This is a genomic window from Pusillimonas sp. MFBS29 (assembly GCF_020687695.1).
In the GTDB taxonomy this organism is placed as follows: Bacteria; Pseudomonadota; Gammaproteobacteria; order Burkholderiales; family Burkholderiaceae_B; genus Pusillimonas_C.
In genome coordinates, this window is sequence record NZ_JAJEWL010000002.1 from 448461 (window position 1) to 467700 (window position 19240).

At 56.1% G+C, this 19240-nt stretch carries 23 protein-coding genes and 1 tRNA gene; 8 read left to right on the plus strand and 16 right to left on the minus strand.

The window, feature by feature from the left end:
• Positions 1–272 precede the first annotated feature (272 nt).
• Both pbpG and LKR43_RS04765 read left to right on the plus strand, forming a co-directional pair.
• Positions 273–1337, plus strand: coding sequence for a D-alanyl-D-alanine endopeptidase (pbpG, locus tag LKR43_RS04760; RefSeq protein ID WP_227682713.1), 1065 nt, complete (start codon positions 273–275; stop codon positions 1335–1337).
• A 10-nt stretch (positions 1338–1347) separates the two neighbouring features.
• The gene (locus LKR43_RS04765) at positions 1348–2151 is read left to right on the plus strand and encodes an NRDE family protein (RefSeq protein WP_227682715.1); all 804 of its coding nucleotides are present in this window, start codon (positions 1348–1350) and stop codon (positions 2149–2151) included.
• Here LKR43_RS04765 and LKR43_RS04770 read toward each other — a convergent pair whose 3' ends face one another.
• Positions 2152–2817, minus strand: coding sequence for an esterase (locus tag LKR43_RS04770; protein ID WP_227682717.1), 666 nt, complete (start codon positions 2815–2817; stop codon positions 2152–2154). It lies immediately after the preceding gene.
• Between the two features lie 123 nt (positions 2818–2940).
• Between LKR43_RS04770 and LKR43_RS04775 the strand changes: the two genes are divergently transcribed.
• The gene (locus tag LKR43_RS04775) at positions 2941–3399 is read left to right on the plus strand and encodes a GatB/YqeY domain-containing protein (RefSeq protein WP_227682719.1); all 459 of its coding nucleotides are present in this window, start codon (positions 2941–2943) and stop codon (positions 3397–3399) included.
• A gap of 8 nt (positions 3400–3407) precedes the next feature.
• Here the strand turns inward: LKR43_RS04775 and LKR43_RS04780 are convergent, their stop codons facing one another.
• Together LKR43_RS04780 and LKR43_RS04785 are read right to left on the minus strand one after the other, a co-directional pair.
• Positions 3408–3815, minus strand: coding sequence for a BPTD_2524 family lipoprotein (locus tag LKR43_RS04780; protein WP_227682721.1), 408 nt, complete (start codon positions 3813–3815; stop codon positions 3408–3410).
• A gap of 98 nt (positions 3816–3913) precedes the next feature.
• The gene (locus LKR43_RS04785) at positions 3914–4993 is read right to left on the minus strand and encodes an alkene reductase (RefSeq protein ID WP_227682833.1); all 1080 of its coding nucleotides are present in this window, start codon (positions 4991–4993) and stop codon (positions 3914–3916) included.
• A gap of 115 nt (positions 4994–5108) precedes the next feature.
• Between LKR43_RS04785 and LKR43_RS04790 the strand changes: the two genes are divergently transcribed.
• Both LKR43_RS04790 and LKR43_RS04795 read left to right on the plus strand, forming a co-directional pair.
• Positions 5109–5762, plus strand: a complete 654-nt coding sequence (locus tag LKR43_RS04790) for a TrkA family potassium uptake protein (protein ID WP_227682723.1) — start codon at positions 5109–5111, stop codon at positions 5760–5762.
• 64 nt (positions 5763–5826) lie between these two features.
• Positions 5827–7134 (plus strand): TrkH family potassium uptake protein, encoded by a 1308-nt coding sequence (locus LKR43_RS04795; protein WP_227682724.1) that lies wholly within the window; start codon positions 5827–5829, stop codon positions 7132–7134.
• Between the two features lie 71 nt (positions 7135–7205).
• Here the strand turns inward: LKR43_RS04795 and LKR43_RS04800 are convergent, their stop codons facing one another.
• Positions 7206–8396, minus strand: coding sequence for a CaiB/BaiF CoA-transferase family protein (locus tag LKR43_RS04800; protein WP_227682726.1), 1191 nt, complete (start codon positions 8394–8396; stop codon positions 7206–7208).
• 215 nt (positions 8397–8611) lie between these two features.
• Here LKR43_RS04800 and LKR43_RS04805 point away from each other — a divergent pair.
• Positions 8612–8688 (plus strand) — tRNA-Pro (locus LKR43_RS04805).
• Between the two features lie 49 nt (positions 8689–8737).
• On the opposite strand, the gene LKR43_RS04810 is transcribed toward LKR43_RS04805, so the two are convergent.
• The 7 genes from LKR43_RS04810 to LKR43_RS04840 form a co-directional block, all read right to left on the minus strand.
• Positions 8738–8956 (minus strand): hypothetical protein, encoded by a 219-nt coding sequence (locus LKR43_RS04810; protein WP_227682727.1) that lies wholly within the window; start codon positions 8954–8956, stop codon positions 8738–8740.
• 137 nt (positions 8957–9093) lie between these two features.
• Positions 9094–10020 (minus strand): hypothetical protein, encoded by a 927-nt coding sequence (locus tag LKR43_RS04815; RefSeq protein WP_227682729.1) that lies wholly within the window; start codon positions 10018–10020, stop codon positions 9094–9096.
• 67 nt (positions 10021–10087) lie between these two features.
• The gene (locus LKR43_RS04820) at positions 10088–10486 is read right to left on the minus strand and encodes a hypothetical protein (RefSeq protein ID WP_227682731.1); all 399 of its coding nucleotides are present in this window, start codon (positions 10484–10486) and stop codon (positions 10088–10090) included.
• Between the two features lie 24 nt (positions 10487–10510).
• A complete protein-coding gene (locus tag LKR43_RS04825; RefSeq protein ID WP_227682733.1) occupies positions 10511–11086 on the minus strand; it encodes a hypothetical protein in 576 nt (191 codons plus the stop codon).
• A 232-nt stretch (positions 11087–11318) separates the two neighbouring features.
• Positions 11319–11657, minus strand: a complete 339-nt coding sequence (locus LKR43_RS04830; protein WP_227682734.1) for a DUF1153 domain-containing protein — start codon at positions 11655–11657, stop codon at positions 11319–11321.
• Between the two features lie 42 nt (positions 11658–11699).
• Positions 11700–12056 (minus strand): hypothetical protein, encoded by a 357-nt coding sequence (locus LKR43_RS04835; protein WP_227682736.1) that lies wholly within the window; start codon positions 12054–12056, stop codon positions 11700–11702.
• A gap of 68 nt (positions 12057–12124) precedes the next feature.
• On the minus strand, positions 12125–12520 hold the full coding sequence (locus LKR43_RS04840) for a hypothetical protein (protein ID WP_227682738.1): 396 nt from the start codon (positions 12518–12520) through the stop codon (positions 12125–12127).
• A gap of 502 nt (positions 12521–13022) precedes the next feature.
• Between LKR43_RS04840 and LKR43_RS04845 the strand changes: the two genes are divergently transcribed.
• Together LKR43_RS04845 and LKR43_RS04850 are read left to right on the plus strand one after the other, a co-directional pair.
• On the plus strand, positions 13023–13886 hold the full coding sequence (locus LKR43_RS04845) for a helix-turn-helix domain-containing protein (protein ID WP_227682740.1): 864 nt from the start codon (positions 13023–13025) through the stop codon (positions 13884–13886).
• Positions 13887–14187: 301 nt separating this feature from the next.
• Entirely contained in the window at positions 14188–14931 is a 744-nt protein-coding gene (locus LKR43_RS04850) for a response regulator transcription factor (RefSeq protein ID WP_227682741.1), read from the plus strand.
• Here LKR43_RS04850 and sufT read toward each other — a convergent pair.
• The 5 genes from sufT to sufC are packed head-to-tail and all read right to left on the minus strand — an operon-like array spanning position 14894 to position 19232.
• Positions 14894–15448: a putative Fe-S cluster assembly protein SufT gene (gene sufT / locus LKR43_RS04855; protein ID WP_227682742.1), complete on the minus strand. Its 555-nt coding sequence runs from the start codon at positions 15446–15448 to the stop codon at positions 14894–14896. The genes LKR43_RS04850 and sufT overlap by 38 nt on opposite strands.
• A gap of 13 nt (positions 15449–15461) precedes the next feature.
• Positions 15462–15905 carry a Fe-S cluster assembly sulfur transfer protein SufU gene (gene sufU, locus LKR43_RS04860; protein WP_227682744.1) on the minus strand — a complete coding sequence of 148 codons (444 nt, stop codon included), beginning with the start codon at positions 15903–15905 and terminating at the stop codon, positions 15462–15464.
• Positions 15902–17161 (minus strand): cysteine desulfurase, encoded by a 1260-nt coding sequence (locus LKR43_RS04865; protein WP_227682745.1) that lies wholly within the window; start codon positions 17159–17161, stop codon positions 15902–15904. The genes sufU and LKR43_RS04865 overlap by 4 nt, the downstream gene beginning before the upstream one ends.
• Positions 17158–18465 (minus strand): Fe-S cluster assembly protein SufD, encoded by a 1308-nt coding sequence (sufD, locus tag LKR43_RS04870; RefSeq protein WP_227682747.1) that lies wholly within the window; start codon positions 18463–18465, stop codon positions 17158–17160. Before sufD ends, LKR43_RS04865 begins: the two co-directional genes overlap by 4 nt.
• Positions 18462–19232 carry a Fe-S cluster assembly ATPase SufC gene (gene sufC / locus LKR43_RS04875; protein WP_227682835.1) on the minus strand — a complete coding sequence of 257 codons (771 nt, stop codon included), beginning with the start codon at positions 19230–19232 and terminating at the stop codon, positions 18462–18464. Before sufC ends, sufD begins: the two co-directional genes overlap by 4 nt.
• Between the last annotated feature and the right edge of the window lie 8 nt (positions 19233–19240).

Below are 19240 nucleotides of genomic sequence, written 5' to 3' on the forward strand. Positions count from 1 at the left end.
CGGTCGATGCGCCGCCGTAGCGGCTATGGTCGGCTCACCGGATCGGCAAATTGGTCGCCGACTTCGGAATCCGATCAGAAGCCGCCGCGCGTTTTACGCCAGGCGGCTTTTTTCACACCTATTTGGCTGTATATAAAAACAGTGAAATTCAAATATCCCCACAGCTTATGCGGATGAGTTAAAAAATAACTTAAATTTCTTCTGTAACTATCTAATATATAGCATTTTTTCTGATATTATCTGTTGAATCAAAAATACCTGGATGACCGGCAATGCCTTTCCCCTGGAATCCACCCCGTCCTTTTTGTTCGTTCCTGGCCGCAGCCTCGCTGTTGCTCGCGCCTGGGCTTGGCGCACACGCTCACGCAGAATCCAGCACTTCAGCGCAGGCATCAGACGCCCGGTCCGCCATACAGCAAACCCACATCGTCAAACGCCAGAACCTGCAGCCGGTCAGCTACGCCGCCAATCGTGCGTCGCGTGGTCAGCTACGGGTCGGCATACGCCATCCCGGCCAGAATGGCAGCGACATCGTAGTAAACCGGCCCGCGCCTGATGACGATCTGGCACCGCTGACTGACCTGGCCAGCCTGCGCGCCGAGGTTGCTTTCGTGCAGGATCTCGAAACCCAGCATGTACTGTACGACAAGAACAGCGACGCAATTCGCCCCATTGCTTCCATTTCCAAGCTCATGACGGCCCTGGTCGTTACCGAGTCCGGTCTGCCCATGGACGAAGTGCTGACGATTTCCGACGCCGATGTCGACCGCATGCGCTATTCGCGCTCTCGCCTTCCGGTCGGTACCGAACTGACGCGTGGCGAAATGCTGCATCTGGCCCTGATGTCGTCCGAGAACCGCGCGGCCCACGCGCTGGGGCGCTATTATCCGGGCGGCATGCCGGCCTTTGTTCGCGCCATGAACGACAAGGCCCGTGCCCTGGGCATGCGCAACACACATTTCATCGAGCCTACCGGACTGTCCAGTGAAAACGTATCTACATCGCGCGATCTGGTCAAACTGCTGCAAGCCACCCGTGAACAAAAGCTCATCCATCGCTACAGCACCGACGACAAGCACGAATTTACCGTTAGTCGAGGCCGTCAGCTGGCCTACCGCAACACCAACCGGCTGGTACGCAATGCCAAATGGGATATCCAGGTATCCAAGACCGGGTTCATCAACGAGGCCGGCGAGTGCCTGGTCATGCTTACCCGCATCGATAACCGCGACGTGGCGATTGTTCTGCTGAATGCCAGCAACCACACCCGCATAGGTGATGCCGTACGTATACGCACGCTTTTGGTTGAGAACGAAAGCAAGCTGGCACTGCTCTGATCCCGCCGGAATGTGTATCGCCTACCTTGCCATTGCCGCGCACCCTGACTGGCCATTGTTCATCGCGGCGAACCGCGACGAATACCACGACAGGCCCTGCCTGCCCGCTGCTCCATGGGCGCAACACCCGGATATTATTGCCGGACTGGACTGTCAGGCCAGCGGCAGCTGGCTTGGCGTTACGCGACAAGGACGATTCGCACTCATCACCAATTACCGGGACCCCGCCCACGTGATGAATAACGCCCCGACACGGGGGAAGTTGGTCAGCCGCTATCTGACTGGTCAGGAGCCGCCGCATTCTTATGCAGACAAGGTCCATGCGCAAGCAGCCGCCTACAACGGCTTTAACCTTATTGTCGGGGACAGGAACGCAGCGTTTTATACGGCAAACCGGGAGGAATCTACCGGACCTCGCCAACTGTCACCGGGCCGATACGTGCTGAGCAATCACCTGCTGGACACCGCCTGGCCCAAGGCCGAGCGCTTGCGTCAGGCGCTTGACGCCTTTCCGCTGGAAAATCTGGAACGGTCGTTGACACCGGTTTTTGAGATGCTTAAAGACGGCACGCCTGCGCCCGACGATCACTTGCCCAGTACAGGCCTTAGCCTGGAGCGCGAACGCCTGCTCAGCAGCCCCTTTATCGTGAGCCCTGAATACGGCACACGCTGCTCTACGGTCATCGCGCTGCATGCCAGCGGACGCGGGTTGCTCAGTGAAATCAGTTATGACGCCTCCGGGGCGGCCACCGAACGCCATGACTGGCCGTTTCAGGCCACCGACAGGGCCGACGCGCCAGCAGCCTGCGCCTGATCAGTGCAATGTCCGCCCTGTATCAGCTGACGGCACGCTCTCACTGCCCTGCTGCTGCAGGGAGTTCATGGCTGCCTCCCAGCTACGCAAAGGCACACAGGTCTGAAGCCTTACGATAGCCTGCTTGATCAGCGCATCATGCAATTCATGTCCGATTCTGGACGCCACATCCAGCGTAGCGTCACCCTGCAGTTCGGCCAGCCGGCTGAGCGTGAGCTCTACGTTGTCGACTGAAACCTGCTTGTCGTTTGCGCCATGGAAGAAATGGAACATCGTGGCGGGAGGAACATCGGTGGGCGGGGTTGCGTACAGGCCGGAAAATGCCAGCACACGACCGGCCAGATCGTGTTGGGCATGACTGGCCTCGAGTGCCAGCGTAGCGCCTTGCGAGAAACCCGCCAGTGCTGTTTGCTGCCCTGACAGGCCATAAGCCTGCTGCCAGTGCTGAATTTGTGCGATCAGATCGGGCAACTGATTGGCGGGGTCGTGGTAACCGTGGGGCAAAACCACCATACACAAGGGAAATGCCTGCTTGAGGGCGTCAGCGAGCGGCATCAGCTGTTCAGGTCCGGCCGCTTCTCCGTGCAATAAAACAAACAGCAGCTGTGGCCGGCCCTGCGCCGGAACAAAAATCATAGGTTCGGGAAGGCCCGGTTTGGTCGCCATGCGGTAGAAATCCCTGGTTTGAAACAATGGAAATTGTACGTCAGATAGCCTGCGGCCCCATAACCGGCGCCACCCGGCACGGCAACTTCCATTAAAATGACTCCCTTTACACTGGATATACTCATGGGCAATTCGTTGAAACCTCAATTGGCCGAGGCCGTGAAGACCGCCATGCGTGCCAAAGATTCGGCTCGCCTGGGAACCTTGCGCTTTCTGCAGGCTGCCGTCAAACAGAAAGAGGTGGACGAGCGCCGCGAGCTGGACGACGCAGAAATCGTTGCCATCATCGAAAAGCAGGTCAAGCAACGGCGTGAATCCATTGCCGCCTTCGAGCAGGCAGGACGCACCGAAACGGCAGAACAGGAAAAAGCCGAACTCGCCGTGTTGCAGGAGTTCCTGCCTGAAGCGGCTGATGCGTCCGAGATCGAAGCCGTTATTGCCGGCGCCATTGCCCAAGTAAGCAGCGAAGGGGTTACGGGTGCACCGGCCATGGGGAAAGTCATGGGCCTGGTCAAGGCAGCACTGGCCGGCCGCGCCGATATGTCGGCGGTATCAGCCCAGGTCAGGCAAAAGCTGCTGTAACAGGTGATTTACTTGTAGGCCACGCACACCGAGGTATCCATTAATACGGATTCCCGCATGGCTTGCAAAGCCCCGTTATCCCACGGAGGGTGCCCCCATACCGTGTGGGTAACCTCTGTGTGGCTGGCATCTATGGCCCGGATATCACTGCGGGCCACCACCCCGCCAAGCGGACTGCGCACGATTACCGTGCCAGTCTGCATGTCTGGATCAACCTGCGCATAGATATCGTACTGATTTTTGCCTGTCAGGCATTCGCCCGCCTGATTTTGGGCGCGCAGATAAACGATTTGATAGTTGCGCGGCACGGTGTACGACACGCTGGGAGAACTGCCGTCTGGTTCGATGCCCACGCATCCCGACAACATTGCCAGCACTCCGATACCGGACACTAAAGCCTTAACACTACGTCTCATGACCGTTTCCATGCATACAGTAAGCCGGTAAGCCGCACGCGCATTGCACACCGGAAAACTAGAAAGTTAGCATGTCCGACACTATCGGAAAAGCTTTTTCAGGCGCAGGCCTCGGCCGCCATTGCGCTGTTCAGGCAGGGATAATCGGTGTAACCACGTGCACCGTCGGAATAGAAGGTAGAAGCATCCCATTCGTTCAATGGCGCATCCGTTTGCAAACGGGTAACCAGATCGGGATTGGCGATGAAATCCTTGCCAAAGGCGACTGCGTCGGCGCGACCTTCTGACAAGGCTTGCTGGCCACTGCTAGCATCGTAACCTTCATTCACGATCACCGCACCGCCAAACAGCTGCTTCATTTCAGGCGCCAGGCTGTCTGGTCCGAATGATTCTCGGATAAACAGGAATGCCAGGCCTCTTTCACCGAGCTCACGCGCCACATGACTGAATAACGCCCTGGGATTGGAATCACTGACGGAATGCGCGTCGCCACGTGGTGAAAGGTGTACCCCGACGCGCCCTGCGCCCCAGACACTCATGCAGGCATCCACCACCTGAAGCAGCAAGCGCGCGCGGTTCGGTATCGAACCGCCATATTCGTCAATACGCCTGTTGCTGCCGTCGTGCAAAAACTGGTCAATCAGGTAACCATTGGCCGCGTGGACCTCGACACCGTCAAAGCCGGCCTCCCAGGCATTGCGGGCCCCGACCGCAAAATCCGAAACAATAGCCGGAATCTCTTCTATATGAAGTGCACGCGGTACCGGATGGGGGCGTTCGGGTCGCAGCAGACGTACAGGGCCGTCGCAGGCAATCGCGCTGGGGGCAACCGGTATTTCGCCATTCAGGAATTCGGGATCGGATACACGGCCCACGTGCCAAAGCTGCAGGAATATTTTGCCGCCCTTGTTATGGACGGCCTGGGTAATAAGCTTCCAGCCCTCGACCTGGGCGGTAGTCCAGATCCCGGGGGTATCTGCATAGCCGACCCCCTGAGGCGAAACAGAGGTAGCCTCAGACAGGATGAGTCCGGCCGTTGCCCGCTGTGCATAGTAGGAGCGCATCAGATCATTCGGGATCCGGCCGCTGGACGCACGACTGCGCGTCAGGGGTGCCATGACAACGCGATTGGGTAATGTTACAGAACCTAACTGAACGGGATCAAACAAACTTATCACCATTACTGTTGCCTTAATTTGTTGTCCATAAGGGTTTGTACCAGAATTTCGGCCATCCTAGCAATCGACTATCGTATCGGCAGGTTTTTCGCTTGATATAAAACAAGGATGCAGCATGGGACAATTTGCCGTCATCGGCCTGGGACGCTTCGGATCCGCCGCTTCGCTCGAGCTCATGAAGATGGGCCATTCGGTACTCGCCGTGGATTCCAACAACAAGGTCGTGGATAAGATGGCAGACCAGGTCACTCGAGCGGTCATCGCCGACGTAACCGACCGCGAGGCCCTGGAAGAGCTGGGACTGGATAACTACGACGTGGTTCTGGTTGCCATCGGAGAGGATGTACAGGCCAGCCTGGTTTGCGTCGTGCATCTTAAGTCGCTGGCCATTTCCACCATCTGGGTCAAGGCCACCTCACACGCCCAGCATCTGATTCTAAGCAAGCTGGGCGTGGCTCGCATTATTCACCCCGAAGAAGAAATGGGCATAAGGGTCGCCCAGGCACTGAGCTACCCCATGGTCAACGACTATATTTCGATAGGCAACGGCGAATTCGTTGTCGAGATAGATGTCAGTGAACGCCTGGAAGGAACCTCGCTCAGCAAAATCCTGAAGGATGTACCGGACACCATACATGTCCTGCTGGTCAAGCGACGTGCCGACATCACCGTACACCCCCCCGGTGAATTCACCTTGCAGGCCAACGACATACTGGTCCTGCTGGGCCAGCTTGGCACCCTGAAGACCATCGCACCCAAGCTCGCCTGACCTCATGCGCAACTGGCTTCCCTTACATAGTTATCAGTATTACCAACGCGTCAGGCGCACCGGAATGTTCCGTTCCAGCCCACCTGTGGTGCTGGCTTCGGGTTTCCTGCTCCTGATATTGCTTGGTACCCTGCTGCTGTCCCTGCCCATGGCGGCCCGGGAACCTATCAGCGCGTTCACGGCGTTTTTCATGGCGACGTCGGCCGTAACCGTTACCGGCCTGGCCACCATCGAGCCATCGATAGCCCTAACCAATTTCGGTCAGATAGTATTGATCTCACTCGCCCAGCTGGGTGGACTGGGCTTTGTGACTTTTTCCGTCGTCGCGGCAATCGCGCTGGGCAAAAGAATGAGCCTTAGCCAGCAGGCACTCGCACTTGAAGCCCTGAACCAGACCAGCGTGTCGAAGATACGAAGAACCGCTTTTGCCGTATTCAAGATCTCTCTGGTCATTGAGTTGATTGCTGCCGTCATACTGGCGCTATGGTGGTCGCTGGACTATCCACCACTTACCGCCATCTATTACGGGGTGTTCCATGCGATCGGCGCATTCAACAACGTAGGCTTCTCATTGTTTCCCAACAGCCTGGCGCAATTCCTTGGCGACGCTGTTACCGTATTCGTATTCACCTCTTGCATCATTCTGGGCGGCATAGGCTTTTCCGTTCTGAACGATGTTGGCCACAAGAAGCGCTGGGCGCCCTTGCGACCCTATACAAAAGTCATGCTGATGGCCACCCTGATCCTGAACCTGGCCGGCTTTGTGGTGTTGTGGGCTTTGGAATCAAACAACTATGCAACCTTGGCCGGCTTGCCATGGCACGAACAGGCGCTGGCGGCGTGGATGCAAAGCGTCACCTCACGCACTGCCGGCTTCGTTACGCTCGACATCACCCAATTGCACGACAGCTCCACCCTGATCATCATGCTGCTGATGTTTATAGGCGGAGGGTCACTTAGTACGGCCAGCGGCATCAAGATCGGAACCTTCGTCATCCTGCTGGCTGCTGTCTACTCCTACCTGCGGCATCGCCAGGAAGTGGTGCTTTTCAAGCGATCCATATCGTCGGATACTGTCCAGAAATCCCTGGCGCTGCTGCTGGTTAACAGCGCCCTGGTCTTCCTGGGTGTATTGATTCTGACGATACTGGAAAAGGCCCCCTTCATCAGCCTGCTATTCGAGGTTGTATCAGCTGTAAGCACCACAGGCATGAGTCGTGATCTCACGCCACAGCTGTCAACGGCCAGCCAGGCAGTCATTGCCCTGCTGATGTTTGCCGGGCGCCTGGGCCCCCTGACCCTGATATATAGCCTGGCAACCCAGAAACGCAGCCGTGTGCGCTACCCGGAAACCGAATTTCAGGTGGGTTAACGGGATTACCGGGCTTCTGGCTGGCCAGGCAGGGCCCTCTGCCCCTTGCACCCCATGCAAGTGCGCCACACTTAAATAATGCCGCGCTCGCGCCAATCGCTGCGTGTGCTTTCGCTGATGCCGATACTTTCCAGGACCTCATCGGTGTGCTGACCCAGGCTCGGCGCCGCGCTGCGCACATCGCCCGGTGTGGCGCTTAATTTGGGCACGATGCCCGGAAGCTTGATCGGTGTTCCGTCGGGCAACGATGAATCCAGGATCATGTCTCTGGCCTGATAATGCGGGTCGTCAGCGATGTCGGCCACATCGTAAATCTTTCCGGCTGGTATATGGCTTGCATTCAAGGCCGCCAGAACATCGTCCAGCCGGTTTTGTCCGGTCCACTCTGAAATCGCCGCGTCTATCATCTCTACCTGCCTGACCCGACCCACGTTGTTTTCCAGCGCTGGATCATTGCCCAGGTCTTCGCGGCCTATGACTGTCATCAGTCTTTTGAAAATACTGTCGCCATTGCCTGCAATCAGCACATACTTGTTATCGGCGCAGCGATACGCATTGCTGGGCGCAATGCCCGGCAGACTGCTGCCGGCCGCTTGCCGGATTTCATTAAAAACAGAATATTCAGGCAGCAGGCTTTCCATCATGTTGAAAACGGATTCATACAACGCAACGTCGATCACTTGCCCCTGGCCGCTGCCCTGATCACGTGCGCGCAAGGCCAGCAAAACGCCTATGACGCCGTGCAGGGCCGACAAGGAGTCACCGATGGAAACGCCCACCCGCACCGGTGTGCGCCCCGGCTCTCCGCTTAGATGGCGCAAGCCTCCCATGGCCTCGCCTATCGCGCCAAACCCGGGCAAATCACGGTACGGCCCCGTCTGGCCGTAGCCCGACACGCGCAGCATGACGAGCGCAGGGTTGATGGTCTTGAGATCTTCCCATCCCAGACCCCAACCTTCCAGGCTGCCGGGCTTGAAGTTCTCGACCAGCACGTCAGTTTCCTTGATCAGCTTGCGAACAACTTCCTGGGCTTCGGGCTGGCGCAGGTCCAGGGTAATGGACTTCTTGTTGCGTGACTGTACCTGCCACCATACCGACGTATCGTCATGGATAAGGCGCCATTTTCTTAAAGGGTCGCCTTTCACAGGCGGCTCGACCTTGATGACCTCGGCCCCAAACTCACCCAGCATCTTGGTCGCAAAGGGCCCTGCGATCAACTGGCCCATTTCCAGGACACGGACTCCGCTTAACGGTTTGCTCATGTTTTCCTCGTGAATAACTTCTTTTGAAGGCTGTCAGCCCATATTTTCATATGTTTCAGCCCACGCCGGGGCAAATATTCGGCGCTCTCAGGCACTTGCCGCGCTTTTGCCGTGAGTTTGCGAAAAGCCGCAAAATTTATGCTAGAATCTCGTTCTTCTCTGGTCTTGATTTGGTCGGCCAGCGAAACCGCTAAAGGCTGAATGGCCATTAGTCTCGGGGCGTAGCGCAGCCTGGTAGCGCACTTGCATGGGGTGCAAGGGGTCGAGTGTTCGAATCACTCCGTCCCGACCAAATACAGAAAGGGCTTACAAGTTTTTGCTTGTAAGCCCTTTTTCTTTGCTCACATATACCAGTTTTGCATGGCCGTGCACATTTCCGCATTGCCTGACAGCGCGGCAAGCATCGTGCAAACCGCTATGCCGGCGGAGAGCGACTCATGCTCTGTTTGGCTCAAATGCAATTTCACGCGGCGTTCCGGAGTTGGGTTGGATTCCAGTTCAGCGGCATAGTGCGACTCTTCACGCTCCACCCAACGGCTCAGGAGCGCCTCAAGCTTCATGTCAAGTTGGTGACGGCATTGACGGGCATTCCAGCCAAATGCAGAAGGGCTTACAAGCCTTGTGTGCCTGTAAGCCCTCTTTCCCCCACTTGTTTGCCTCTTCCCCTTTATTTGTTCGGGTGCTGCCCGCCCAATCTTTATTGGTCTGCGGCCAGGGCCAGCAGTTGCTCCGGATCCATGTTGCGGGTGGGATGCGCCGGGTCGGTTACATCCAGCGTCACAACGGGACTGGCTGCGTCAGGCGCGGCTGCCAGCACTTCGGTTTCAGTAATTCTTATGCTGCCGACCGGGCCCGATGCCTTGACGGCAAGCTTGATCGCCCGCGACGCCACAACTTCAACTGCTGGCGCTGCCAGCTCACGGACAGCGGACTGCACGACCGTACCATGGATATCGCGACTCAGATCGACAGGCCCGGCCACAACCACTGCTGCCACATCGACACCAGGATAGCCGCGGCTCGTATTCGCGCCAGGGGCGGGTTCATTCGGTACCGGCGTACGCGGTTCCTGAACAGGGACGGTCTGCGCGCCGCTCGCCGGAGCGGCAGCGGGCGCGCCAGCGGCCCGGCTGGCTATCATATCCAGATCGGGACAGCTATGACCGGCAGCCTCGTAGGCCAGGCGGTTTTCTGCTTCACCAAAGCAGAAGAAACGCACGACAGCCACCTCACGAAAACCCAGTCTGTAGGCCGTAGCGGTATCTTCGCGGGCGTTACAAGCCACGCTTTCGCTTGCAACCGAGCCACCTATGCCGAACCCGGTTACGCCAACACCAAGGGTATTGCTCTTGCCGCAATTGTTCGAGCCCCCGAACATGCTGGGTGCCATGTAAACATTAGGCGTGGTATGTATACGTTGTTTATCAGGCATTATCGAGTCGCCAAACGTGATATTGCCCATTTGCATATACGCGCCCTGCCCCATTTCGTTGGTCATGATGCCCGACTGGGAACTTGCGTCGGAGTTGCTGACCGCATCTGCTGTTGAATTGGCGGTGGTTCCGGTTTGCCCGAAAGCTGCCGTACTGCACAAGACCAGCGCCGTAAGTATCAAGCGTTTCATGGTTATTCTCCTCTGAGATATACAGCTTCGGGGGCTGCCCGGAATTATTCTGTGTATTCTGTTTTGCCTACCAACTGGTGAACCCGCCAAAGCCCAAGGCCGTATCGGCACTTGAGTCAGGATCTTCGCTGCCGGTTTCAGCAGTGGCCCGATATTCGCTGGAGATGCTTGCACTCATGCTGCTCGAACCGGATCCTGTTGATGAAGCCTCGGTTTGAATAGCAGTTTCAGCACTGCCAAACGAATAGGTTTCAACCGAGGTCATGGTGGTGTTAATGCCCGCACTGGCGCGCGACGACACTGAAGTCAACGGGCTACCCGAGGGCGAACCGGAACTGGAACTTGCCGCCAGCATGTTGTTGGTATGAGTCTGTGTCAGGGACAAGTTGCCACCCGGTATGGTTCCGGCGGCACAGGCATACCCTGTTGCTCCGATTGCCATCATCACAAATATTATCCTGGTCATGATGTCTTTCTCCGTGAATGACGATCAGTGCGGAATGCTTTCCTGCACAGTGTCTCCGGACAATGTGCTGGAATTGCTGACCACACGCTGTTTGACCTGCGCAATAGGCTGGGCTGTTGGCGGGCAGCTATTGCCCAATGCCACCCAGGCCAGTCGGTTTTCATCTTCTCCAAAGCAGAAGAAACGCAGTACTGCCACGTCCTGATATCCCAGGCGATAAGCCGTAGCGGTATCTTCACGCGCATTGCAAGGGTCGCTTTCGCTGGCCATGGAACCGCCAATGCCAAAGCCCGTTACCCCCACCCCCAGGGTATTGCTTTGACCGCAACTATTGGCCCCGCCAAACATGCTTGGCGCCGTATAAACGTTGGGCGTGGTGCGTATGCGTTGGCTATCCGGATATATCGAATCGCCAAAGGTAATGTTTCCCATGCCCATCTCGGCCTGCTGCCCCATTTGCGACGACATATTCCCTGACTGAGAAGTCGCAGTCGAGCCACCCGATGCATTAGAGACTGCATCGGCAGCCGTATTGCTTTGAGCCCATGCAACGCTGTTGCCGCCACATAAGATCAGTGATATCAATAAAAACCGTTTCATTTGTCTTCTCCTGCGGGGCTAACCCCTTGCGGCGATATTCTGCCTTCTGGATATAACCAAGAATTTTTATTAAGTTGTATTTATTCTAGGTAAACACGAAGCTAATCTTTTATACATTTTGTGATACGTATCTAAATAAATGCTGATTTTTGTTTAGTGAATAACTTAATTCCAGCGAAAAATAACTAATCGATAAAGTAACAATTTAAGTGCAAATAAAATCGATCGACGATTATGTATCTTCGTTTGGAGTCTGGGTTTGCTGCTTCTTTTTGCCTCGTAGCTCAAGCATGGCTTCACCATAGGCTTGTTGCAGCTCCTTGATCTGCCGCTCGTACTGCTCTTTCACCTCCAAGGGATTCACGCGCAAGGCATTTTCCAGCCCGCGTTTTCCTTCGGCTACCCAACGCTCAATTTCCGAGACGGGAAGATCAAATGCCTGGCTGCCCTCCTTGACAGTCATTTTTCCCTGGATAATATCCATGACCAGCACGCTTTTACGGCGAACAGTCCAGCGCTTGATCTCGTCGCTGGTTTTTCCGTTAACCAGTAAGTCTTCTTTCTCACTCATCACTCCTCTCCCTTTGCCCCACAGGCACAAGCCCGCCTGCCGTCATTCCGCCTTGAGCCTTCGCCAACCCGACGAAAGAACCGATGGATTGTTGGAGCTGGGATAACTGGGCAACAAGCGCATAGCCTCCAGTGCCTGTGCGCCAGGGGCCTGCCACCGCATCGGCTGATCCTGCGGCACACAAGAGAAAGCGCCATCCACCCCGGACAGCCAGTCCTGACGGTAATCCGGAGGGAATGACATGTTCTTGCCGTACCCGGCGATAGCCTCAAATTCGCCGCCGTGCAGAGCGCTGAATGATTGCTCGGGACCACAAGTATTTTCTGATGTCTGCGCACTACCGGTGGCTGCGACGTTCATAACGCAAACCATGCAGATAAGCAGCGTAGGCAGTTTCATGACATTTCTCCGAGTGTGTGGGAAGTGTCCTCCCCACACACATCAAACTCACATTCCTGAGAAGTGAATTACCAGGTCCATGCGCCAAAACCGAGGTTGCCGGTAACGCCGCCGCTACCTGCTGTGTGGTTGCCCCATGAATTACCCGAAGTACCACCGATTGCAGTACCCAGGGTGAAGCCACCACCGGTCGAGCTTGTCACCGTCTGACCTGCTGACTGGCTTGCGACACCCTGAGGAGTCAGGGCAACTGAAGCACCCGCCATGGACTGGCTACCCGACTGCGTTCCCTGTAGCGCGGCACCGTTACCGATAGAAGCGCTGCCGCTGGATGCGGTCGAACCGCCACTTACGCTGGAACCAGCGTTACCCATACTTCCGAAAACGCCTACGCCAAAACCTGCGGCTTGCGCCATACCGATGGAACTCACTGCCAATGCTGCAGCCAAAATTGCTTTTTTCATGATGTGTCTCCTGATAATTCGAGAAACCGTCTCGACGCGGTACTGCTCCTTGTCGTGGCTCCATGCAATTAATGCCGGAGCCCTGACGACTGCTGTTTGAAGCCCTGCGCCATTCGAATCCAGATATGGCAAACAGTGCGTTCACAAAACCCAGGCAAAGCCTCTCCCCTGAGCCCTGGCGGCCCAATTCATCACTCATTTCGGGTAATCCCTCCCGACAAAAAGAGGAGGCTTTATTGTTTAAACCTTATGGCCTATTCCAAATTGCAAGCCTTGGTTACATAATCCACCCCAATCGTATTCATCAACATTCAATCAACTCTGTTGGTTAACTTATGAATAAGAGGATGACGTAGCTGATTAATAACTTGCACGTATCGCTTCTTATGTTTGTGCTTATTCTAGGTTCGTGCGTTTTAATAATATTCACACTTTGTGATATTGAAGATTATTTAAAAATAAATCTGCACAAGCGGATAAGATGAGAACTGGGAGACAAGAGGTGGACCCGAGAATTCAATACTGCGTGACGCAGATCGAGCACAAAATACTTAACGGATCAACTGAATTCAATGCGCACGATGCGCTCGTTCAGGAACTGGCGAGTCATATCAACCTGACTCGCTTTCACCTGACGCGACTGTTCCTGAAAGAGTTCAAGTACTCGCCACACGACTATATCCAGCACAATCTGATGGGCCGATGTGCACTGATGATTGCGCATACGACACAGTCCATGTTTTCTATCGCGATCGACATGGGGTTCTCGAATCAGCAGGCGTTCACGCGCGCCTTTACCAAGTATTGGGGCATCGCGCCACAACATTTTCGCCAGGCTCACGCCTACTACACTGCGATGCGAAAAAAGACCGCCGAACTGCCGGTCGGCGATGCTGATCAATACGAAGTCAAAGTTACGAATATGCCGGGTACGCAGATCTGGGCCGCCCGTTATGAAGGGCTATCCCGACAAAAACATGCATGCTGGAATGATTTCAGGCATTTGTATGAACAGCATGTACCAGAAGGACGAGGAAATTATTTTTCAGGGCTGAGCTACGATACTCCCATGTTCGTACCGCAATCCTTCATGCGTTACTACTGCGGCGTACCGGCATGTCGTGATATCTGCCGCAAACCTGAAGAGGCGTTTGAAATTTCCCTGCCGGCCGGGCGCGTGGCAGTCCTGAGTGCTGAATGCCGGTCACATGAATTGCCGCGCATCTATGACTATCTGCTTGACAATTGGCTGCCGACTTCGGGCTACAGCTTGCGCGCAACCTGCTTTGCCGAGCAGTTCACAACCATGCCGTTGCATTGGGACAGCCAGAGAATTCCGCTCAAGCTGATGTGCTGGATCAGCTGAAAGTCGACAAGTTCACCGGAAGGCAGCCGTGAAACTTCTGAACGGGGCCGTATATACGGTCGCAAGCGTGTACATTACATTACAGTAGATACAAATAATTTCATGTTTATGAAAAGTTGACGCCTTTTTGCGATATAGTGGTAACAAATATATGCGTCGCTAAGAGCGAACACCACCAAAATGGCTGGGTAGGATTACGACATTTTCCTGAATGTTTGGCTGATATTGCATCTGGCAAGCACCAGAGATAATCCTTGGCATAGCGCTCGAATATTTACAAACTTCAAGTTCGGAAATGCGCATGACCACCCTTATCATCATCGAGCCGCATCCTCTGCAACAACTTGGCCTGCAGCGGATTCTGGCCGAAATCACCACCCCAGCCTGTATTATCCATGTCGAAGATTATTCAACCCTGGACAAAGATACGCCAGGTGAGAAATGCGATCTTGCCCTGCTGTCCATAAGCTCTTTTAACGATATACAACGGCTGGCCGCTGCCACCGAACGCGTTCACTCACCCAAAGCCATATTGCTGCTTGCCGAAAGCGACGAGATGCCGCACAGGCTGCACGGGCTGCCGGCGTCAGTCGCAGGCTATATACCCAAGCATACCTGCCCGGCAACCCTTCAGGCATCTGTCCTGCTGGTCCTGGCCGGTGGACGGTGTTTTCCCTTGAGCAGCACCGCAGAAGCCAGCGGACAGAAAGATTTGCTCCCTCGTCTGAAGCCGTCGAAATGGCCGGCCACCGACGGGGCGCCGTCAGCCAGGCCCGACGATCGAGTCGTGCGTATTGAGTGTGAACTATTGGGCCTGACCCCGCGCCAGTATGAAGTGCTGGTACTGCTTGCGCGCGGCTTTCGCATGAAAGAAGTTGGCCGCCACTTGAACATTTCGGTGGCGACAGCCAAGGCACATACCGAAACGCTGTACCAGCGTCTGGATGTGCACAACCGCAATGCCGCCGTTTATGAGGCGTTTGCCCGGGGAGCGTCTTTGGGCTGGACTACAGCAAGCCCATCTGCAGGCGAGCGGGCTCGCTGATCATCTCGCGGCTCCAGGGTGGATCCCAGACCAGATCAACCGTGACGGCATCCACGCCGTGTATCGAGAGCAACTTGCTGCGTGCTTCGTCGGCAATGAATGTACCCATGCCGCAACCGGGCGCAGTCAGCGTCATTTTCACTTCTATGCGAAAGAGCTCTTCACCGATAGGAATGATGTCGCAGGCATACACCAGGCCCAGATTCACGATATCAACGGGAATTTCCGGGTCGTAGCAGGTAGCCAGCATGCTCCATGCCGCATCTTTGACGTACTGCTCGGTAATCGGGCCGTCGTATTTGTGAACGGGATCTTCAGTGGGCTCGAAACCCAAAGCATCACCATCCACACCTTCTACCCGGTACAGGTTGCCTTCGACCATGACCGTGTAGCTTCCGCCCAATTGTTGGGTAATGGTTGCCTCGCAGCCTTTTTCTATGGTGACTGGAGAACCATAAGGAACCGTCACGGCCGGACAATCCCGGCTGACAATGACGTCTTCACGCGTGTAACTCATGACTGACCTCTTTCTATTCGGTGCGCGCAATATCGCGCGCCTGGGTAATGGCGTTATGCAGCGTATGCCAGGCCAGTGTGGCGCATTTGACTCGCGCCGGAAATTCCCGCACTCCCGACAAAACTTCGAGTTTGCCGAAATCACGCTGTTCCGGGTGTTTTTCAGTCAGCATGGCGTGCATATCGCGGAATAATGCTTCCACTTCTTCTATGGTCTTGCCCTTGACTGCCTCGGTCATCAGCGAAGCCGATGCCGTCGAGATGGCACAGCCGTGGCCAATAAAACTGACCTCTTGAACGATGCCGCCATCGACCTGCGCATAGACCGTCAGTTGATCGCCGCACAGCGGGTTATGCCCATCGGCACGATGGCTGGCGTCATCCATGGCATGGAAGTTGCGCGGGTGACGGTTATGGTCAAAGATAACTTCCTGATAAAGCTCGCGTAGATCGCTCATGCTTCGCGTCCCGTTCCAAACAATTTTTGAGCCTTGCGTAACGCAGCCACCAGCGCGAGAACATCCTCTTCGGTGTTGTATAAGGCCAGCGATGCGCGTGCGGTGCCAGGTATGCCGAACCGTGTCATCAAGGGCATGGCGCAATGGTGTCCGGCGCGAATGGCAACCCCATCAGTGTCAAGGATGGTGCCCAAATCGTGCGGATGGATCCCGTCGACCACAAAGGACAAAATGCCCGCCTTGGCAGCGGCCGTGCCTATGAGGCGTATGCCCGGCAACTCAAGCAACTGTTCGGTGGCAAGCTGCAGCAAATGGTCTTCGTAGCTGGCGATGGCTTCCAGTCCTACACCCTGAACATACCGGATGGCCGCATCCAGGCCCACCACGCCGGCAATATTGGGCGTGCCGGCTTCAAAGCGCTGCGGTACATCGGCGTAGGTGCTGCGTTCGAAACTGACGGTGTGAATCATGTCGCCACCGCCTTGCCAAGGCGGCATGTCTTTCAATACGTCGTAGCGTGCATACAGCGCACCCATGCCGGTGGGGCCATAAAGCTTGTGGGCAGAAAAAACATAGAAATCGCAGTCTATGGCCTGCACATCGACCACGGTATGGGCCACTGCCTGTGCGCCATCGACCAGCACCAGCGCACCCGCCTCGTGTGCCATGCGGGTCATTTCCTGAACCGGATTAATGGTACCCAGGGCATTGGATACATGAACGATGCCGACCAGCCGGGTACGCGAATTAAGCAATGCGCGGTACTCGTCCATATCGAGCTCGCCGCTGTCGGTCACCGGCACGACCCGCAACCGGGCCCCGGTGCGTTCGCACAGCAATTGCCAGGGCACGATATTGGAGTGATGCTCCATGCCTGTGACAAGGATTTCATTACCCTCTTTCAGATTGGCCCAGCCCCAGCTGTAAGCCACCAGATTGATGGATTCGGTGGTACCGCGCGTAAAGACGATTTCTTCATCGCGGGCGGCATTGAGCAGGCGACGCACACTTTCCCGGCCCTGCTCGTACAAGTCGGTAGCGTGCTGCGACAGGAAATGAACGCCTCGATGAATATTGGCGTTGGACTGCTCGTAATACTGGCATTCCGCCTGAATGACTGCCGCCGGCTTTTGCGTCGTGGCGCCGTTGTCCAGATAGACCAGTCGACGCCCCTTGACGGGACGCGACAGGATGGGGAAATCACCCGTGAGGTTCAATTGAGGCGTCTGCGACTCGACCAGGGTAGGTGCATTCATGCAAATTCTCCAAGGTCCAGACCAACTGGCGCCAAAGAACGTATGGCACCCACGATGCGCCGACGCAAGACTTCAGGTTCGATGCGGGCTACCGCTTCGGCCGCAAATGCATAAGTCAGAACGCTGCGTGCGCTCGACTCATCCAGACCACGGGTACGCAGGTAAAACAGACTGTCTTCGTCTATCTGGCCCACGGTGGCGCCGTGCGCACATTTGACGTCATCGGCATAGATTTCCAGTTCGGGACGGGCATCCGCCTTGGCCATGCGCGACAGCAACAGACTGTCGGAGCGCTGCACCGCATCGGTCTTGTCGGCGCCAGGTGCCACCAGGATACGACCACTGAATACACCTCGGGCGGTATCAGCCAGAACCCCGCGATAATACTCGCGACTGACGCCGTGGGGCATGGAATGGCCGATCAATGTGTGGTGATCGACATGGCGCTTGCCATTGACGTAATACAGCCCGTTAAGCAAGGTTTCGCAATGATCGCCGGTAAAGTCGGTGGAAATGTCGTGGCGGGCCAGGCGCGCGCCAAACGACATCGAGTGCGAGTTGTACACTGAACCTTTCCCTTGCACTACATCGATCGCACCCAGATGAAAAGCCTGTTCATCTTCATGCTGCAGCTTCAAGTGGGTGACGTGTGCATCGGCAGCCAGTTGCGCGCGCGTCACGGTATTGGTCAGGCTGGCACCGCTGTTCTGACCGAGAAAATGCTCGACAATCACCGCACGCGCACCGGCCTCTGCCTGAATCAGGTTGCGGGGAAAGCTGGCAGCCTGCTGGCTGGCGGCAATGAATACAACATGCACCGGCTTTTCAAGTTCAACACCACGAGCCAGCCGTATGACTGCACCATCGCTGGCCAGGGCCAGATTGAGCGCGGCCGTGCTGGAACCCTGCGTTTCATCGCCGAACAGTTCCTGTACGGTATCGGGCGCGTCGTTCAATGCATCTGACAACGCCAGCACTTGTGCACCACTGGGTAGATCTCCGATATCGGAGAGCGAGGCATCGAACCGGCCATCAATGAACACCAGCCAGTGACCGGGCTCGTTCGCCCGGACCTTGCTGACCAGGTCGGCTGCGGAGGCTTGCCCGGCCGGCAGGAAAGTCTGCTGCTCAAGTGTGGCCAGCGAAGTGTGGCGCCAGTTTTCCAGTTTGGTGGTAGGCCAGCCCTGGCTGGCAAACCTGTCGATAGCGCGTTTGCGCAGGGCGGCCAGCCAGGGTACGTTTGCGCCTGCCAGGCCTTGCCCTCGGGCGGCAAAGTCAGCCGTCCAGGCTTGTACAGTACTCATGCCGCTGCCCCTTTCTGTGCCTGGGCGTTCTCGGTGATCCAGCCGTAGCCGCGCTCTTCGAGTTCGAGTGCAAGCTCGCGACCGCCCGAACGGACAATGCGGCCACCGGCCAGTACATGCACGAAGTCAGGCACGATGTAGTCGAGCAGGCGCTGATAGTGCGTGATGACGATCAGGGCACGTTCTGGCGAGCGCAGGCGGTTGACGCCGTCGGCCACTACCTTGAGCGCGTCGATGTCCAGGCCGGAATCGGTTTCGTCCAGAATGGCCAGCTTGGGCTCAAGCAAAGTCATTTGCAGGACTTCATTGCGCTTTTTCTCACCACCCGAAAAGCCCTCGTTCACAGAGCGATACAGGAATTCTTCACGCATGCCTACGGCTTGCATTTCGGTCTTGACGCGCTTCAGGAAGTCCATGGCGTCAAGCTCGGGCAGACCCTGGTGGCGACGGGTTGCATTGACCGCAGCCTTCAGGAAATACGCATTCGAAACACCGGGTATTTCGATGGGATACTGGAAGGCCAGGAACAGGCCCGAACGGGCCCGATCTTCAATGGACATGGACAACAGGTCTTGCCCCATCCAGTCGACTTCACCGCTTTCTATCTTGTAGTCTTCGCGACCGGCCAGCACTTGTGACAAGGTGCTTTTGCCTGAACCGTTAGGCCCCATGATGGCGTGTACTTCGCCGGCTTTGACTTCCAAATTCAAGCCTCGCAGGATCGACTTTTCTTCGACCGAGGCGTGCAGATTCTTGATGCTGAGCATTACTGACT